The organism is Ensifer oleiphilus (assembly GCF_013371465.1).
Taxonomy (GTDB): Bacteria; Pseudomonadota; Alphaproteobacteria; order Rhizobiales; family Rhizobiaceae; genus Ensifer; species Ensifer oleiphilus.
Genome location: NZ_JABWDU010000002.1, coordinates 475,666 through 490,701 on the forward strand (window position 1 = coordinate 475,666; position 15,036 = coordinate 490,701).

General features: G+C 63.4%; 16 protein-coding genes and 2 tRNA genes. 7 read left to right on the plus strand and 11 right to left on the minus strand.

Features of this window, described 5'->3' with window-relative positions:
• From HT585_RS09030 to HT585_RS09040, 3 genes are all read right to left on the minus strand, one after another.
• Positions 1–70, minus strand: a tRNA-Lys gene (locus tag HT585_RS09030).
• 97 nt (positions 71–167) lie between these two features.
• Positions 168–243 (minus strand) — tRNA-Lys (locus tag HT585_RS09035).
• A gap of 267 nt (positions 244–510) precedes the next feature.
• Entirely contained in the window at positions 511–1,428 is a 918-nt protein-coding gene (locus tag HT585_RS09040) for a PhzF family phenazine biosynthesis protein (protein WP_176352592.1), read from the minus strand.
• Positions 1,429–1,823: 395 nt separating this feature from the next.
• Here HT585_RS09040 and HT585_RS09045 point away from each other — a divergent pair, with 395 nt between their 5' ends.
• The 3 genes from HT585_RS09045 to HT585_RS09055 all read left to right on the plus strand — a co-directional run bounded on the left by HT585_RS09045 (position 1,824) and on the right by HT585_RS09055 (position 4,031).
• Positions 1,824–2,507: a DUF930 domain-containing protein gene (locus HT585_RS09045; RefSeq protein WP_176352593.1), complete on the plus strand. Its 684-nt coding sequence runs from the start codon at positions 1,824–1,826 to the stop codon at positions 2,505–2,507.
• A gap of 354 nt (positions 2,508–2,861) precedes the next feature.
• On the plus strand, positions 2,862–3,482 hold the full coding sequence (locus tag HT585_RS09050; RefSeq protein WP_176352594.1) for a TetR/AcrR family transcriptional regulator: 621 nt from the start codon (positions 2,862–2,864) through the stop codon (positions 3,480–3,482).
• 12 nt (positions 3,483–3,494) lie between these two features.
• Positions 3,495–4,031 (plus strand): GFA family protein, encoded by a 537-nt coding sequence (locus tag HT585_RS09055; protein ID WP_176352595.1) that lies wholly within the window; start codon positions 3,495–3,497, stop codon positions 4,029–4,031.
• A gap of 99 nt (positions 4,032–4,130) precedes the next feature.
• Here the strand turns inward: HT585_RS09055 and HT585_RS09060 are convergent, their stop codons facing one another.
• Positions 4,131–4,676 (minus strand): hypothetical protein, encoded by a 546-nt coding sequence (locus tag HT585_RS09060; protein ID WP_176352596.1) that lies wholly within the window; start codon positions 4,674–4,676, stop codon positions 4,131–4,133.
• Positions 4,677–4,701: 25 nt separating this feature from the next.
• Here HT585_RS09060 and HT585_RS09065 point away from each other — a divergent pair, with 25 nt between their 5' ends.
• A complete protein-coding gene (locus tag HT585_RS09065; protein ID WP_176352597.1) occupies positions 4,702–5,226 on the plus strand; it encodes a GNAT family N-acetyltransferase in 525 nt (174 codons plus the stop codon).
• A gap of 247 nt (positions 5,227–5,473) precedes the next feature.
• On the opposite strand, the gene HT585_RS09070 is transcribed toward HT585_RS09065, so the two are convergent.
• The 4 genes from HT585_RS09070 to greA all read right to left on the minus strand — a co-directional run bounded on the left by HT585_RS09070 (position 5,474) and on the right by greA (position 9,229).
• Positions 5,474–6,208, minus strand: a complete 735-nt coding sequence (locus HT585_RS09070; protein WP_176352598.1) for an NUDIX hydrolase — start codon at positions 6,206–6,208, stop codon at positions 5,474–5,476.
• A 2-nt stretch (positions 6,209–6,210) separates the two neighbouring features.
• Complete coding sequence (locus HT585_RS09075; RefSeq protein ID WP_176352599.1) at positions 6,211–7,317, minus strand: endonuclease/exonuclease/phosphatase family protein; 1,107 nt, start codon at positions 7,315–7,317, stop codon at positions 6,211–6,213.
• A 311-nt stretch (positions 7,318–7,628) separates the two neighbouring features.
• The gene (locus HT585_RS09080; RefSeq protein ID WP_176352600.1) at positions 7,629–8,345 is read right to left on the minus strand and encodes an MgtC/SapB family protein; all 717 of its coding nucleotides are present in this window, start codon (positions 8,343–8,345) and stop codon (positions 7,629–7,631) included.
• A gap of 401 nt (positions 8,346–8,746) precedes the next feature.
• A complete protein-coding gene (greA, locus tag HT585_RS09085; RefSeq protein WP_176352601.1) occupies positions 8,747–9,229 on the minus strand; it encodes a transcription elongation factor GreA in 483 nt (160 codons plus the stop codon).
• A 558-nt stretch (positions 9,230–9,787) separates the two neighbouring features.
• Here greA and HT585_RS09090 point away from each other — a divergent pair.
• Both HT585_RS09090 and HT585_RS09095 read left to right on the plus strand, forming a co-directional pair.
• Positions 9,788–10,210, plus strand: a complete 423-nt coding sequence (locus tag HT585_RS09090; RefSeq protein ID WP_176352602.1) for an ester cyclase — start codon at positions 9,788–9,790, stop codon at positions 10,208–10,210.
• Between the two features lie 9 nt (positions 10,211–10,219).
• Positions 10,220–10,912 carry a helix-turn-helix transcriptional regulator gene (locus HT585_RS09095; RefSeq protein WP_176352603.1) on the plus strand — a complete coding sequence of 231 codons (693 nt, stop codon included), beginning with the start codon at positions 10,220–10,222 and terminating at the stop codon, positions 10,910–10,912.
• Between the two features lie 427 nt (positions 10,913–11,339).
• Here the strand turns inward: HT585_RS09095 and HT585_RS09100 are convergent, their stop codons facing one another.
• From HT585_RS09100 to HT585_RS09110, 3 genes are all read right to left on the minus strand, one after another.
• On the minus strand, positions 11,340–12,140 hold the full coding sequence (locus HT585_RS09100) for a nucleotidyltransferase domain-containing protein (RefSeq protein WP_176352604.1): 801 nt from the start codon (positions 12,138–12,140) through the stop codon (positions 11,340–11,342).
• Positions 12,141–12,253: 113 nt separating this feature from the next.
• Complete coding sequence (gene ftsZ / locus HT585_RS09105) at positions 12,254–13,294, minus strand: cell division protein FtsZ (protein WP_425513727.1); 1,041 nt, start codon at positions 13,292–13,294, stop codon at positions 12,254–12,256.
• 570 nt (positions 13,295–13,864) lie between these two features.
• Complete coding sequence (locus tag HT585_RS09110; protein WP_176352605.1) at positions 13,865–14,473, minus strand: glutathione S-transferase family protein; 609 nt, start codon at positions 14,471–14,473, stop codon at positions 13,865–13,867.
• Positions 14,474–14,687: 214 nt separating this feature from the next.
• Between HT585_RS09110 and HT585_RS09115 the strand changes: the two genes are divergently transcribed.
• A complete protein-coding gene (locus HT585_RS09115; RefSeq protein ID WP_176352606.1) occupies positions 14,688–14,984 on the plus strand; it encodes a hypothetical protein in 297 nt (98 codons plus the stop codon).
• Positions 14,985–15,036: the final 52 nt, after the last annotated feature.

A 15,036-nucleotide genomic window follows, 5' to 3' on the forward strand; every position in this document is an offset into this window, starting at 1 on the left:
GTGATCACGGGCTCGAACCGTGGACCCGCTGATTAAGAGTCAGCTGCTCTACCAACTGAGCTAATCACCCATCCGGACCGCTTCGGTGTGTGTCGCCAAGGAGCGTTACAAGAAGTCGATCTTGAAGTTAATGCGAGGCTGATATAAGTCCCGCCAAGTCGTTGTTTTGGTGGGTGATCACGGGCTCGAACCGTGGACCCGCTGATTAAGAGTCAGCTGCTCTACCAACTGAGCTAATCACCCATCCGGACCGCCTCGGTGTTTGCCGCTGCGGTCTGGAGGGGCGTATAAAGGCGTTCCCTCACCTTGTCTAGCGTCGATTGCAAAATTTCTGAGAAAAAATTCCAGTGGCCCGGAAAGCCGGCTTTTCCACAGGCGTCTGCCGCACCCCTGGCGCGTTGCGCCCGGGACGCTGGCGGCCAACTCACTGAATCGACACGCCCTCCTTGCCAATATTTGACCGCCACGCCACAGCCAGGCTGATATCTGCCTGCGGCCGCATGCGCCGCGTCAGAGCAAAAGTTCGCCGGCGGCGATCTTCACCGCATGGCCGCCGATGCGCGCCGAGTTGATCTGCCCGCCCGCCACATCGAGATGAAGGTGGATGTAGGACGGCCTGCCCATTTCCACCCCCTGCTCGATCAGGAAGGGATGGTGGCCGTCGACCAGCTGGTCGAAATGGTGGATGGCGCCGGAAAGGGCGGCGGCCGCAGCCCCCGTTGCCGGATCTTCGACGATGCCCATCTCGGGCGCGAACATGCGGGTGTGAAAGCGCGCCGTGTGATTGATGCCGCCGCGACAGTAGAGATAGGCCGACGCCAGCCGGCCTTCGGCAAGCGGCGCAAGTTGCTCCCAGCGCTGCGGGTCGAACTCGACGTTGGCCGCGGCCGACACATCGTGCAGCGGCACCATGACGAAGGGAACGCCGGCGCTCCAGAACGACGGCGCATGATTCTCGAAGCCGATCTGCGACGTCTTCAGGCTCAGCGCATCGGCAAGCGCCTGTTTGTCGAAGCGGGCGTCGAGCCGGGCGGATTTGCGCGGCAGGTCGAATTCGGCAAAGCTCGCCTCGCCGGGCTTGATGCGCACGCCGCAGCGCACCGGCCCCACCTTCTCCTCCAGAACCTGCACCAGATCGGCGCTCTCGTCAGCCGCGCCATGCGCGGCTTCGGCGATCGCCACCGCAGCACCGACGGTCGGGTGTCCGGCAAAGGGAAGCTCGCGCCCCGGCGTGAAGATGCGCAGCCGCGCCGTGTGCGCAGCTCCCCCCGGCCGGCGGATGAACACCGTCTCCGACAGGTTGAACTCCTGCGCGATCGTCTGCATCGCCTGATCGTCGAGCGCATCCGCCCCGAAGACGACGGCCAGCGGATTGCCCTCCAGCCGGTTCTGCGTGAAGACATCGTAGATCGCGTAGCTGAGCGGCATCCATTTCCCCTTGCGCATATACTCCGGCCACGAACTTGCAATGTCATCGCCCGGGCGGCAAGCGCAAAAACGCCGTCACGCACAGCACTCACCGCTATCGCGATACCGCTGCAGCACCCGGCCGAAAGCGTTGTCACCATGGGCTTCCCGCAACGCCTCAGCGGCACGATGGCACGAGCCCGCCGCCTGCCGGTGACGGGAATGTGATCGCCGCGGCCCACAAGGCTCGACCACGGCGCGGATTTGGTGTTGAGCTCATGCCTGTCGCCCGAACAGTGCCGTGGGTTCGGGTTACAACATCCATTCAGCCGGGAGCCAGAGAACGACGCATGAAACCGACCCTACGCAAAATGGCCTAGGCAATGCGGCAAGCGGTGCAGCGGGCGGATGACCGGATGCTATGGCGCGCGTTGGCGCTCGCATTGATGCTGCACGCCCTCGCCTTCACGGCGCTTTCGCGTCTTCCACCCAAGCCGATGCCGCTACCTCCCGCGGAAGACAGCATCGAGGTCGAAATCCTGGCTGAGATGCCGGTGAGGAAGACCATGACGCGTATGCCGCCCGTGCCTGCCCTCGAAGCGAACCTGCCAGTGAGGGAGCCGCAGCACGCGGATCCGAAGGCACTCCCTGACGCCAGCGGCCAGCGCCCCGCCACCACCACACCCACGCCGCAGGCACAGGGCATGGTGCGTGCCGATAAACTCTATTCCGCAGACATCCTCGCCTCACCGCGCAGCCGGCAGGCACGCAAGGGTCTGGCGCAACTGGCGCCTGAAGAGCGCGTGGTGCAACTCTGCAATCTCGAGGCGATGGAGCAGGTCCACCGCTGGGACGCCGATTTCGATCCCGACTTCCTCGTCGCCTACGCATATTCTGGCGTTCGGTTTTCAGGCGAGACACTCAAAGCCAATGGCGGCGCGTTTCGCAGCAAGCGGAAATGGTTTCGCATCGCCTATTCCTGCACCGCCACGCCGGATCGCAACACGATCGTCGGCTTCGATTTCAAGGTCGGCGATGCTATCCCGCCCGATCAGTGGCAGGACCTCGGCCTTCCCATCACCGACACCGCCGCGCACTGAAGACTACACGTGCGCGCTCTGTCCGACCGCGAGAAGGAACACTGCAGCGCGCCACCCTGGCGCTCACGGCTCATGCCAGACCGATATGCGGGCGTGGCCAACCGCCACGCGGCAGGATATGTTGCACGTTAAATATACCGCGCAATTCCTTGAATCGATTCGGGCATTTGCGATATCGGAGAAGCTCTCCTGATGCAGTCTTGTGCGCAAGCGCTCCGCTGCCCAACCGCTTCTAGGAGGACCAATCTCACCATCACATGCCATGGTCATCGCTTCCCAAGGTGCTCGCCGGCGCCAAAACCTCTGGAAATTCAGACACATTGACACATACCAACCGTATGGTATGTTTTCAGCATGCCCAGACCGACCAAACAATCCCCCGAACGCGGCAACGCCCGGCTCCGGCTTCTCGAGGCGGCGCGCGACATCATCCGCGCCAAGGGCTTCGCCGCCACCAGCGTCGATGATCTCTGCCGCGCAGCCGACGTCACCAAGGGCGCGTTCTTCCACCATTTCGCAAGCAAGGACGCGCTCGGCGTCGCCGCGACCGAATACTGGGCGGAAACGACGACCGAATTCTTCGCCGCAGCGCCCTATCACGCACCGCCCGACCCGCTGGCGCGTGTTCTCGCCTATGTCGCCTTCCGCAAGGCAATCATCCTCGGCGAGATTGCGGAATTCACCTGCCTCGTCGGCACCCTGGCGCAGGAGGTTTATTCAAGCACGCCCGAGATTCGCGAGGCTTGCGCCCGCAGCATCTTCGGCCACACGGCCACACTCGAGGCTGATATCGAGGCCGCACGCAGCGACCGCGGCATAGCCGGTGACTGGACAGCCGAAAGCCTCGCCCGGCACACGCAGGCCGTCATCCAGGGCGGCTTCGTGCTCGCCAAGGCCGGCAACGATCCCGCACTTGCGCGTGAAAGCCTGGACCATCTCGACCGGTATATCCGGCACCTGTTTCACGTCACGTAAGGAGGATACGACATGAGCGATACCACCCATATCGGATGCGCCTGCGGACAGACGCGGCTGAAGGTCAAGGGAGCACCGATCCTTGTCTCCGAATGCCTATGCGACAGCTGCCGGGCGGCAGCCAGCCGTCTCTCGACCCTGCCCGGCGCCCGCAACATCCTGACACCCTACGATGCCACCCCCAGCGCGGAATACCGCAAGGACCGGATCACCATCGTCTCCGGCGAGGAAACCTTAAGCGAATTCCGGCTGTCCCCCGACGCCGGCTCACGCCGGGTCGTCGCCACCTGCTGCAACACGCCAATGTTCCTGGAGATGAAGGGCGCCCATTGGCTCAGCCTCTACCTGCACCTCTGGCCCGCCGACACCAGGCCGAAGGCCGAGCTGCGCACCATGGTCGGCGACCTGCCGGACGCCTCCCGGCTGCCCAAGGACATTCCCAATCTGAAGACCCACACAGTGTCGTTCTACGCCAAGCTTCTCTGCGCCTGGATCGCCATGGGCTTCCGCAACCCGAAGATCGCAATCGCACGCAAGATCGAGGCCTGACGAAGGAGAGCGCCCGGCTTGGCTTTCCGTCGGGCCGACATCGTCACTGTGCGCACCATCGCGGCGACGCCACGCATCGGCTACGCGGGACAGTTGCATTTACCTTGCCGAAACTCGTCTTGAGATAATCCAGACGGCAATCTCGTCACAACACCCGTCAATATCGACAAATGCTGAGAACAACAAAAAGGGCTGCTGAACAAGCTCAGAGAGATGGAAGCGCGGCGCAACGCCCAACGGCCACCGCCTCGGAGGCTGTTGTCGAGGTTCGGCAGGGGATTGGCCGAGTTCCTTCGGGACTATCGCCGCATCAACTCGTTTTATCTCAAGTCGTTTTCCATCGTCGTGTATTGTGGAATAGCCAGCTACGTGGGTGCCATAGTCGGAGCGCTTTGCCTGTGGACCCCGATCTATTCCGCCGCAGCCGCCTGCCTGATCACGATCATTCTTCGGTATTGGGTCCGAATCGCAGAAAAGAAGCGCAACAGCCATTATCGACCATGACGCCGCATGCTGGCATGTCGTCGATCCCGCAAACAGGCTGATCGGTGATGCGAGTGAGAACACCACGAAGGCAGCTTCCCGGACCTTGATCCCGTGACGGCGGATGCTCAGGCGCGCCCGCGCCGGGATCATTGCACCCATCGCTTCGCCATGTCATGTGCGAGCGATGGACAAGACGACGACTTTCCCAATCGCACTCTCCGGCTATGAAATCGAAGGCCTGACCGAGGCGGACGCTTTGCGGCTGATGCAGCTCTATCAAAGCTGTCAGGACTATGTGGTGCTACAACGCGGCCACCCGCCCGACGCCAGCGTGGTGCGCGAAGAGTTTCAGAGCTTTCCCCCGGGCCGAACAGGCGCCGACAAGTTCGTCTTCGGCCTGAAGGCGGCAAGCGGCGAGCTCGTCGGCATGCTCGCCTGCGACCGCGATTATCCGAAGGAGAAATCCTGGTGGATCGCCCTGCTCCTGATCGACCCGGCCGGGCAAGGCGTGGCGAAAACCCTGTGCTGCGATTTTTTTGACTGGCTGAAGTCACAAGGCGCCGACCGCGTGGAACTCGCCGTCTTCGCCGGGAACGAGGCTGGACTTCGCTTCTGGGAAAGTCAGGGCTTCACGCCGGTTCGCACGGCAGGGCCTGCCGTCATCGGCACGAAAGAGCACAGCCTGAAGGTTTTGGCCCGGGCGTTGTGAATGGCAGAACGCTGCGAAATTCGCCTGGAGGCGTGATCGCACGCTTGAAAATCAGCGCGGTCGGCCCGCAACAGCGCCTCCGATTTGCGCCTATTGGCCACACTCCGCGCGTCGCATGCGCATTACAGTGACCTTTACGCCCTGCCGGAACGCCGCAAATCTCTCGGCGGCGCGCCCAGAACGCTGCCGTTGCCGCGGCAATGCGCGGCGTCCACGTTCCCCGTCCATTCCGCGCTTCCCCGAGGGATCAGCGCTTGCCGTCGAACAGCCAGGTGAGAATCGGCAGGATGAACGGCGGATAGTTGTGCGCGCCCGGGTCCGGCCCCCAGATGGCAATTGCCTCGTCGATCTCCGGTTCCGGATCGTCGGCGATGTGGGCGGCCACCTTTTCGACCAGCGCTTCGGCCGTCTCCGCCACCCGGTAGAGCCGGAACACCGTCACGGCCCGCCCCATGTGCAGCACGTGATAACCGGGCTCGGCTGTGGCCGTGTCAAGGTCGATGCCCGTTTCCTCCAGCGCCTCGCGGCGGATGTTGCCCGCGATGTCGCAGCGCCCGTCAACCACGTCATCCGGCTCCAGCGACCCGGAGGGGCTGTAGACCCGGGCCGGATTGGCCGTATGCGAGCCCATGCGCACAAGGATCAAGGCACCATCGGAAGACACGATCACCGGCATCGCGAACAAGTGGAAGGCCGCGTCCGTGCGGGTCTTGCGCCACCACAGGAAGGTCGAATAGGGCACCACATGCCCCTCGCCCACCACGCGGCCGTTCTCGATGCGAAGCGCCCGTTGCAGGACCATGCGCCCATCAAAGAGATGCGGGTTGGCGGCGATCTCCTGCCGCCAATTCTCCTGTGCCTGATCCAGCTGGTCCAGATGGAAGGGATGCGGGGCCTCGTTGACCCGGATATCGACGCCCGAAATCGGCAGGATCTCGCCTTCGTCAGGCCATTCAGCCGTGTTGCTTTCGAGGATGGCCATCGTCACACGTCCAGCGTCATCGCCACGGGGCAATGGTCCGATGCCTTCGGCCGGTCCCAGCCGGTGCGCGGATAGCGCTCCACCTCCTGGCCCGGCGGAAAGATCGTGCGGAACGGCTGGCCGCCACGGATAATTTCCGGCACCTGGGACGCGTTGCGCCGGGCAAGCGCCGGCGACAGCCAGATATAGTCGAGCTGGCAGAGATGCCGCTCCTGCGGCCCGCGGCTGTGAAACAGCGTCCAGCGGTCGAGCACCGGCCGGCGCAGCATCGGGTTTTCGACGAAACCGTCCGCAGTCAGCACATCGAGCGCGCTTTCCTCTTCCTCACGCGGCACGAACTCGTAGCCGTTGCGCCGGTCGCCGAGAATGTCGACCTTCTCCTGGTAATCGTTCATGTCGCCGCAGATCGCGAACATCTTGTCGGCCGTGTGCCCGCGGCCAAAGCGGCTTTCGATGATGTGCCGCACGGCTTTCGCTTCCGCCACGCGCAGCGGCATCGTCGCCTGGCGTCCGTCGAGCCCTTCGCGCGCGGGCCCCATGGATTTGAAATGCACGACATAAAGCGTCAGCGGCCGCCCGCCGATCCTCAGGTCCAGTTCCAGGCAGTCACGCTTGAAGATCCGGTCGTTCGGCCGGTTGGAGGAAGCGAGCGCATCGTTGAAGATACCGAGATCCGCATAGGTGAGCCCCGCATGGCTCTTCACCTCCAGGCACTCGATCGGCTGGCCGTCGCGCGTTTCCTCGCGCATCAGCACCGCCACGTCGATCCCGCGCGAATCGTTGCCCTCGATCAGGTATTTCTGGCGGTAACCGTTGCCGACCATGCGGAAGAGATAGTTGTATTCGAAGGCCTGCAGCGACGCCATGTTGTCGGCCTCCTGCAGGCAGAGAATATCCGCATCGCAATCGGCAATCGCCAAGGCCGACATCTGCCGCGTATCGTCCGTATGGGCGATCGTGCGCGCCTCCTCCAGCCGCTGATACTCCGCCTCGCTCTTCACCTCGAAGAGCCTCAGCACCCGATCCTGCTTGAGCTGATTGCGAAAGCCGGAGAAATCGAACCGGCTCATGAGATTTTCAATATTGAAGGTGGCAAGTCTAAGGGACATCAAGCAATTCCATGAGTGAATTGCCGCGGAGATTAGGCATTGAAGCGCAAATGTCGAGGGTGATTTGGCAGAGGGAGCGGGCCATGTTCGCTTTGCAAGAAGCCTCGGTCGATCGCTTGGGGTGCAACGGGCAGTGAGGTATGTGAAACGCACGCGGCTGCGATTGCAAACCAGCACCCACCGGAATGCGGGTCCTGCCGTGACGGCTCTGCGCGCCTTATAAGACGCGCGGCGCTGTAGATGACAGCGGCTTTCGTCGTCACGCAAATCCTCGACAAGCGGTATTCCGGCGAGTAGACGACCCACAGATGCTATTCGGGCGCGGTCGTCGATGTCCACTTGCCGGACAGGACGAGCGGCGACAGGCTGAGATCGCCGACGACCTGCTCGACCAGTTGGTTCTGCTCCCTCGCGGTGTAGACGACGGCTTCGACGGCGACAATGCCGCCCTCGCTCGCCGAGTGACTTTCAAGTCCCCGGAGACGCAGCTTTCGCGCCTCCATCGCCTGCAACAGGGCTGAGCGCACGACCGCCTCTTCCTTGGCCAGGCATTTCAGCTCGATCATGTAATAACGCTCGACGGCTTCCTTCTCCGGCGCGTGCCGCTCGATCAGCGCGCCGATGCGGGGCATGGTGAGGTTGATCAGGAGAACGAACGCGCAGGCCTCAGCCGCCGCAAGCAAATAGCCATAGCCGGCCAGCACGCCGACGGCACCGGTAGACCAGACCGTCGCCGCTCCGCTCAAGCCCCGAACGCTCAGCCCATCGCGCATGATCAGGCCGGCCCCGAGAAAGCCGATCCCGGTCACCACCTGCCCGCCCATGCGCACATCCGTGCCGCCATCGATCAGCATGCCAAGCGAGGTGAAGGCCGCAGCACCCAGCGAAACCAGCGCATGAGTGGTGAGGCCCGTGTAGCGCTGTCGCCACTGACGCTCCAGCCCAATCACCATTCCAAGGAAGGCCGCGATGGCGAGATTGGGCGTGATCGACAGCTCGTTCAGGAGGGTTGATCCAAAAGACGACATTCGCATTTCCTGTTCAGCATGCGCGACAAGGAGAGCCTGAAGGGGATTGAGCGATTGCTGGCGCGGGTCGATTTAACCGGCTTGCCAGCGGACTTGCAAGCGGCTTGCACCTGCGAGCTTTAGCGCTCGACACCGAGGATGGGAACTGCTCGGCAAGGCAACGGCCGCTCGGTCCTGCTGCATAGGTCCTCAAACCGGGATCGCTCTATTTTGGGAACGCCCAGGTCAATGGCCAATTGCACTTGCGGCACCTTTCAGAAGGGATGTCACGCAAGGGATAGGCGACACCGCGACTGTCGGACCCGATAAACTAACACGCCGGTGCCTCCGGGCTGCAGACAGAAACCTGCACGCGCGGCGAAGGACGACGGCAAGGGGCGGGTCCGGCAAAACGCCCAACCCTACGAAATCCCCGTAATCTCCAGCTCCTGCCCGCCAACAGTCGCCACATCCCCAACACCCTTGCCCATCAACATCCTTGCCACCGGCGAAACATAGGAGATCGAGCCGGCCTTCGGGTCGGCCTCGTCCTCGCCGACGATGCGGTAGGTCTGCACCCGGCCGTCGTCGCGGCTGAAGGTGACGGTACTGCCGAAGGCGACGGTGTCGGTCGAGGTCGGGGCGGCAACGAGTTCGGCGGTGCGCAGGCGTTCGGCAAGATAGCGCAGATCGCGCAAGGGACCGGCTGCCTGGCGCCGGCGCTCGTTCACGTCGTCGATCCCACTCGTCGCCTCATAGGCCGCGCGCGCCTCGCGCTGCTGCTCTTCCAGCGCCTTCAGCCCCGCCTCGGTGACAAGGTTGGGATGCGGCGAAACCGGGCGGTCGGGCAAAAGGGTTTCAGCCGCGGTTTCGGCACTTTCTTCCTTGGTAAAGGCAACGCTCACGATCGAACTCCGTTTGGACGCGGCAGGCTCTTACACTGCCTCCGGGCGAAAGCCCACCGTCAACGGGCCTATGCCGGGAATGCCGCAAGGCAAACCTCAATATTGCCCCATCACCGCGGTCTGGTCACCCCGGTTTATCGGGTGTTATCGCCCAGTTGGAGCAACTGAACCAGAACGGCACCAGAATCCTCGCGCGATCAGGATTGGTTGCGTTCCCGGCCTCGCGCTGGATCATTGCGACCAAGTCCGCTGACCTCGAGTTGCACCCTGTGGAAATCGACGACACGCCCCGCTCCATCGGCGGCCAGAGGCGCCAAGCCGACCAACACCTAACCACCGGCAGCATGCCAGAGCATGCTGCCGGCGCGCGAACCGGAGCGCCACCAGCGTGGCGCCTTACGCATAGCAACAGCACGCACATGACCCTCCGTAGATAGTTCCCGCTCCTGACATTCTCCTGACAGAACGGTGTCAGGAGCCCCGTTGTAGTGTCTTCGCTGACGTGAGGGGCTGGCAGCCCCCACGCGAAACGCAAGCAAGCATTCGGGAAAGATTGAGATGACAGACAATGCCGAACTAACCGCCCTGTTCGATCGCTGGGAGAAGGTGTGGCACGAGGGCCAATACGATCTGGTGCCCGACTGCGTGTGCGAACACTATATCCGCCACGGTGAAGGCCGCTCCCGCACCGTAGCGCGCGATGCCTACGCAGCCGAGCTCGCCAGGATCAGGCTGGAGCGGCCCGATATTCGTGTCGCCGTCTATGATCATGCGTTTCAGGGCGACAGCGCCTGGTTTCGCTTCACCTTCAAGTGGACCGACGTCGCAACGGGCGAGCCCCGCAATCGCGCCGGCATTCAATCCTACAGGATCGAAGACGGCAAACTCGCCGAAACCTGGCTTTCGATGCAGCCGCTCGGCTCGACCTGGCCCGATGCAGTCGCGCAGCAGCGCTGGACGAGCCGCGTCATGGTCGCGTAAACCGCTTGCATGCGCCGCGCTGACCGTCTTTTCGAGATCATCCAGATATTACGCCGGAGGAAGGCGACGAGGGCGGCTGACCTTGCCGCCCTTCTGGAAGTGTCCGAACGGACGGTCTATCGCGATATCAGCGACATGATCTCGCGTGGCGTGCCGATCGAGGGAGAAGCCGGCGTCGGATACATCCTGCGTCCCGGCTTCGATCTGCCGCCGCTGATGTTCAATGAGAACGAGATCGAGGCACTGCTTCTCGGCACGCGCATCGTTCAATCCTGGGCGGATCCCGAATTGGCGGAAGCGGCAGCCAGCGCCCTCTACAAGATCGGAGAGGTGGTGCCCGACGCCTTGGGCCGGCAACTCGACTTGGTCAATCTCTGGACGCCAGTCGAACCTGCCCGCGTACCGATCACCATCGACCAGGCTGCGTTGCGACGCGCCATCCGGGAAAAGCGCAAGGTGCAATTCGTCTATCGTGACCTCGAGGACAGGACGAGCGATCGGCGGGTCCGCCCGCTGATCATGGCGTTCTACGGCCACGTCTGGCTGCTTGCGGCATGGTGCGAAACGCGCAACGGCTTTCGCGTCTTCCGGATCGATCGGATGTCGGACTTCGGTGCACTCGAAGAATATTTCACGACCGAACCGGGGCGAACCGCCGAGGATTTCTTGAAGCAGGATGGCAAGCCACCTCGCGAACGCTGACTGCGCTTGCAGACTTGCCGCGGGGTCGTCCACGCCACCCCTTGTCGGATGTCCCTTTGGCCTTGCCCATCATCGTCGAGTTGCCCGATCGGGCGGCGCCGTCGATGGACACATCCGTGCTGCCAGCCGATCGGCGAAGGCTTCCCGGCAACCGTAGGGAGACCTTGCAGGCCCTATAAAGCAGCGCCAGCAGCATCGGCCCATCTCGTGGCCCGGGCATCACGCCCGCCAATTTCTCCCGGATGCGTTCGCGGCGCGGTGCGGGTTAAGCCGGGCGCTGACGACGCCTGCGACAGTGCCGGGCCGAAACGTGCGAGCGACGGACAGATGTCCCGTCGCTGCCACTTGCGCTCACCGGGAAAAGGCCCGGCATGCATTAAAACAAGGCGATAGAGCGGTTTCCTGACTCTGTTCGCGATGCAGGCGCTCAACCGGAAAGCCCACCCGGCCGTCGCGCTGCCGGCGGCGCATCGCGGCGGTCGCCGTCGAACAGCCGCCCTCCGTGGCGTCCGAGCTCATCCTGAGCCAGCGCCACCAACGCATCCGCCTGCCCCTCGCCGGCAAGGCGGAAGGCATCGTCGAAGCGTTGCGCCAGTTCGGGGTCGAGACGCTGAAGCAGCCGCGGCAGCCATTTGCCTTTGCCCGACCAGTGGCCGCGCCCGAGAAGCGCCAGGTCGCAAAGCGGCTGGTGAAGGGCAATGGTTATCCCGCGTATCTCCGCCGGCGGCCGCTCGTCCTTCAGGTCGTCAAGCAGGTCGGTGATGTGGTAGCGTAGCGCGTTGCGGCGTTCTGCCGCCAGCTCGTCCGGCACGCATGACAGCCTTGCCCTTGCCTGCGCCTGCAAGACCTCGCCACGGCCAATGTCCCTGCCGATCACCGTCCCGCCGGCCACCATGTCGAGCAGTACGGGGTAGCCGCCCGCAACATCCTGATCGACGAACCAGTTCAGCGTCTCGAAATCGTGGACGAATGCCTCCACGGGAAACCCGCCAGTCGTGAAACTTTCCCGCCAGGCGGCATCCAGCTGCTCATGGAGCACGACAAGATCGATATCGGACGATGGCGTGCCATCGCCGCGCAAGATCGACCCGGCAGCGATGGCAAAAAGTGCGTCGGGGTAGCGCTCACCGAGGATCGTTTCGGCCGCAGCAACGGCCTGAATCCGCTGCTCTGCCCTTGCCTCGCCTAAGGGCAAGCCCGTCTTTCGGTTTCCTACCGCGTCCGCCATATCCGTCTCCGCATAAAAAATCCTCCCGGAGGCTGTCATCGCACGGGAGGATTTTCAACGAAAGAGAGAAGACACCGACACCGCAACAACCTGCGGCGCGTGGCGCCGAACCGTTACTGCAGCGTGCGCGTCGGCACCTGGCCGGGCTGGCCGGCGGTTGCCGCGGCACCGGCCGGGTCTGCCGCCGAGCGCTGGCCGTCGAGGCCCGTTGCCACCACCGACACGCGGAAAGTGCCGTCGAGCGTGCGGTCGAAGATCGAGCCGACGACGATGTCGGCCTCGTCGTAGACTTCCTCGCGAATGCGGGTCGCAGCCTCGTCCACCTCGAACAGCGTCATGTCCATGCCGCCGGAGATCGAGATCAGCACTCCCTTGGCGCCGCGCATCGACACTTCGTCGAGCAGCGGGTTGGCGATCGCGGCTTCCGCCGCCATCAGCGCGCGGCCTTCGCCGGTCGCCTCGCCGGTGCCCATCATCGCCCGGCCCATGCCCTTCATGACGGATTTCACGTCGGCGAAGTCGAGGTTGATCAGACCTTCCTTGACGATCAGGTCAGTGATGCAGCCGACGCCCGAATAGAGCACGCGGTCGGCGATCACGAAGGCGTCGGCAAAGGTGGTCTTGGCGTCGGCGATGCGGAAGAGGTTCTGGTTGGGGATGACGATGACGGTATCAGCCGCTTCGCGCAGGCGCTCGATGCCCTCTTCAGCCGTCTGCATGCGGCGCTTGCCTTCAAAGCTGAACGGCTTGGTGACGACGCCAACCGTCAGGATGCCGGCCTTGCGGGCTGCAGCCGCAATCACCGGGGCTGCCCCCGTGCCGGTGCCGCCGCCCATGCCGGCGGTGACGAAACACATGTGCGTACCGCCGAGGTGATCCATGATCTCGTCGATCGATTCTTCCGCGGCTGCCCGCCCGACTTCCGGCAGCGAGCCGGCGCCCAGCCCCTCGGTCACATGCGCGCCGAGCTGGATCAGCCGCGACGCTTTCGTCATCGCCAGCGCCTGCGCGTCCGTGTTGGCCACGACGAAATCGACACCCTGAAGCCCTTCGGTGATCATGTTGTTGATGGCGTTGCCGCCACCGCCGCCGACACCGATGACGGTGATCTTCGGGCGCATCTCGGTGATCGTCGGCTTCTTGAAATCGTTCATGGCTTTGTCTCCTAGGGCGAACGCCGCCAAAACAACGGATCGGGGCGAATCGGGCAGCTGTTATTTTAGGAATTGAAAAAAGCCACGGAGAAGGCAAGCGAAAAGGGGAATGTCACTTTCCACACATGATTTGTCATTTGGCGGATGGGCGGGATTTCAGTCTGCCGACCAGATCGCGGCGACGGACGAATTAAGACAGTTTATCAAAGACTTGATTTAGCTGCACCGCCGCAACCACCATTTGCCCTCGATCGAGCTGAAAACGCACTCTTCTGGCTTCGACAGGCCGAAATGGCGCGGCGCCACTGTTCCTGCTCCCTGTCAATCGGCGAAGCGGGGCTTGGCAGCACCCAAATGGCGCAGACGCGAACTCCAAAATTACGGCGAGGTTTTGCCACCTCACCCCGACCCTCTCTCCGCCTGCGGGGCGAGGGAGAACCGGAGGCTCCCTGTCTGCCCAACAAGCTGTTCGGCGAGTGCCGCAATGCCCCTTCTCCCCGCTTGGCGGGGAGAAGGTCCCGGCAGGGGGATGAGGGGCAGCACAGCCAGAAACACCGCCGCGCCCCTTCCCTAAGCTTGGAAACTCGGCCGTGCCCGCACGCGCTTGAGCCAGCGCTGAACGTTTGCGAGATCCTCCGGCACCGCCATGCCGAAGACGTCCCCAAGCCAGGCGCAGACGCCGGCGGTGATATCGGCGATCGAGAATGCGTCGCCGGCCAGATACGGCCGACCATCGGCAAGCTCGCGGTCGACCCAGGACCATTTCTTCGGCACCGCCTGCCGCTCGGTCTCGGCAAAAGCTGGAAACTGCGTCAGCCGGTCCTTGAAGAAGGCATCCGAATGCAGCGCCACATTGCCGATCGTGCCGAAGATCACCAGCTCGGCGCGCCGGTTCCACATCTCCACCTTGGCACGGCCGACGGCGTCGGTTCCGAAAAGCTGCGGCTCGCGATGCGTCTCCTCAAGATAGCGGCAGATGGCGACGCTCTCGGTGATGATGGTGCCGTCGTCCAGTTCCAGCACCGGGATCTGGCCGAGCGAATTCAGCGCCAGGAAGGCTGGAGCCCTGTGCTCCGCCTTGGAGAAATCGATATCCACCATCGGCAGCTCGATCCCCTTCTCCGCCATGAAGATGCGTACCCGGTATGAATTCGGTCCCATGCCCTGATAGAGTTTCATCGCGTCCTCCATCCGCTCGGCGTCAGCGTCGCCAGCGCTCTCCTGATGCCACCATCATGGCATACCAGTTGTTTTTAGCAACCAGTTTTATTTAACTATATGGTTCGCCGGAGAAGGTCACGGGAAACGACGGTGTCAACGTCTCAGACGCGACGACAAGCCGCCTTGAAGACACCAGCCACCGGTGGTCTGTTGCGGCAGACAGGAGACACCGATGCAAATCAGAACCCTCGCCCTTTCCGCCATCGCGCTTTTCAGCGCCGGCGCGTCCCATGCCGCGCTCGCGCCGAACTACCAGCGCGCCAACGAGTTGACCGCCGTCATCACCGCGGTCGCCGAGGCGGTGGCGACACATCCGATCGACAAGATCATCCACCAGGGCCGCGATCGTTACGCGGTGGTCGCCGGCAAATGTACTGTTATCGCCCATATCGTCGACCTGCCGGCAAAGCCGGGGCTGGTCGGGCCAAGGCAGTTCAAGGTGGAGCTCGGCAAGCCCCGTTGCGATTGAGGCCATAAGGTGGGCTGTCGCGCCGGCGTCGATCGTGTTGATGTTCGCCGCC

Bases quoted from the DNA above. Each gene is read 5' to 3' on its own strand.
- HT585_RS09040 (WP_176352592.1), bottom strand. From the start codon at position 1,428: ATGCCGCTCAGCTACGCGATCTACGATGTCTTCACGCAGAACCGGCTG.
- HT585_RS09045 (WP_176352593.1), top strand. From the start codon at position 1,824: ATGCTATGGCGCGCGTTGGCGCTCGCATTGATGCTGCACGCCCTCGCC.
- HT585_RS09050 (WP_176352594.1), top strand. From the start codon at position 2,862: ATGCCCAGACCGACCAAACAATCCCCCGAACGCGGCAACGCCCGGCTC.
- HT585_RS09055 (WP_176352595.1), top strand. From the start codon at position 3,495: ATGAGCGATACCACCCATATCGGATGCGCCTGCGGACAGACGCGGCTG.
- HT585_RS09060 (WP_176352596.1), bottom strand. From the start codon at position 4,676: ATGGGTGCAATGATCCCGGCGCGGGCGCGCCTGAGCATCCGCCGTCAC.
- HT585_RS09065 (WP_176352597.1), top strand. From the start codon at position 4,702: ATGGACAAGACGACGACTTTCCCAATCGCACTCTCCGGCTATGAAATC.
- HT585_RS09070 (WP_176352598.1), bottom strand. From the start codon at position 6,208: ATGGCCATCCTCGAAAGCAACACGGCTGAATGGCCTGACGAAGGCGAG.
- HT585_RS09075 (WP_176352599.1), bottom strand. From the start codon at position 7,317: ATGTCCCTTAGACTTGCCACCTTCAATATTGAAAATCTCATGAGCCGG.
- HT585_RS09080 (WP_176352600.1), bottom strand. From the start codon at position 8,345: ATGTCGTCTTTTGGATCAACCCTCCTGAACGAGCTGTCGATCACGCCC.
- HT585_RS09090 (WP_176352602.1), top strand. From the start codon at position 9,788: ATGACAGACAATGCCGAACTAACCGCCCTGTTCGATCGCTGGGAGAAG.
- HT585_RS09095 (WP_176352603.1), top strand. From the start codon at position 10,220: ATGCGCCGCGCTGACCGTCTTTTCGAGATCATCCAGATATTACGCCGG.
- HT585_RS09100 (WP_176352604.1), bottom strand. From the start codon at position 12,140: ATGGCGGACGCGGTAGGAAACCGAAAGACGGGCTTGCCCTTAGGCGAG.
- ftsZ (WP_425513727.1), bottom strand. From the start codon at position 13,294: ATGAACGATTTCAAGAAGCCGACGATCACCGAGATGCGCCCGAAGATC.
- HT585_RS09110 (WP_176352605.1), bottom strand. From the start codon at position 14,473: ATGAAACTCTATCAGGGCATGGGACCGAATTCATACCGGGTACGCATC.
- HT585_RS09115 (WP_176352606.1), top strand. From the start codon at position 14,688: ATGCAAATCAGAACCCTCGCCCTTTCCGCCATCGCGCTTTTCAGCGCC.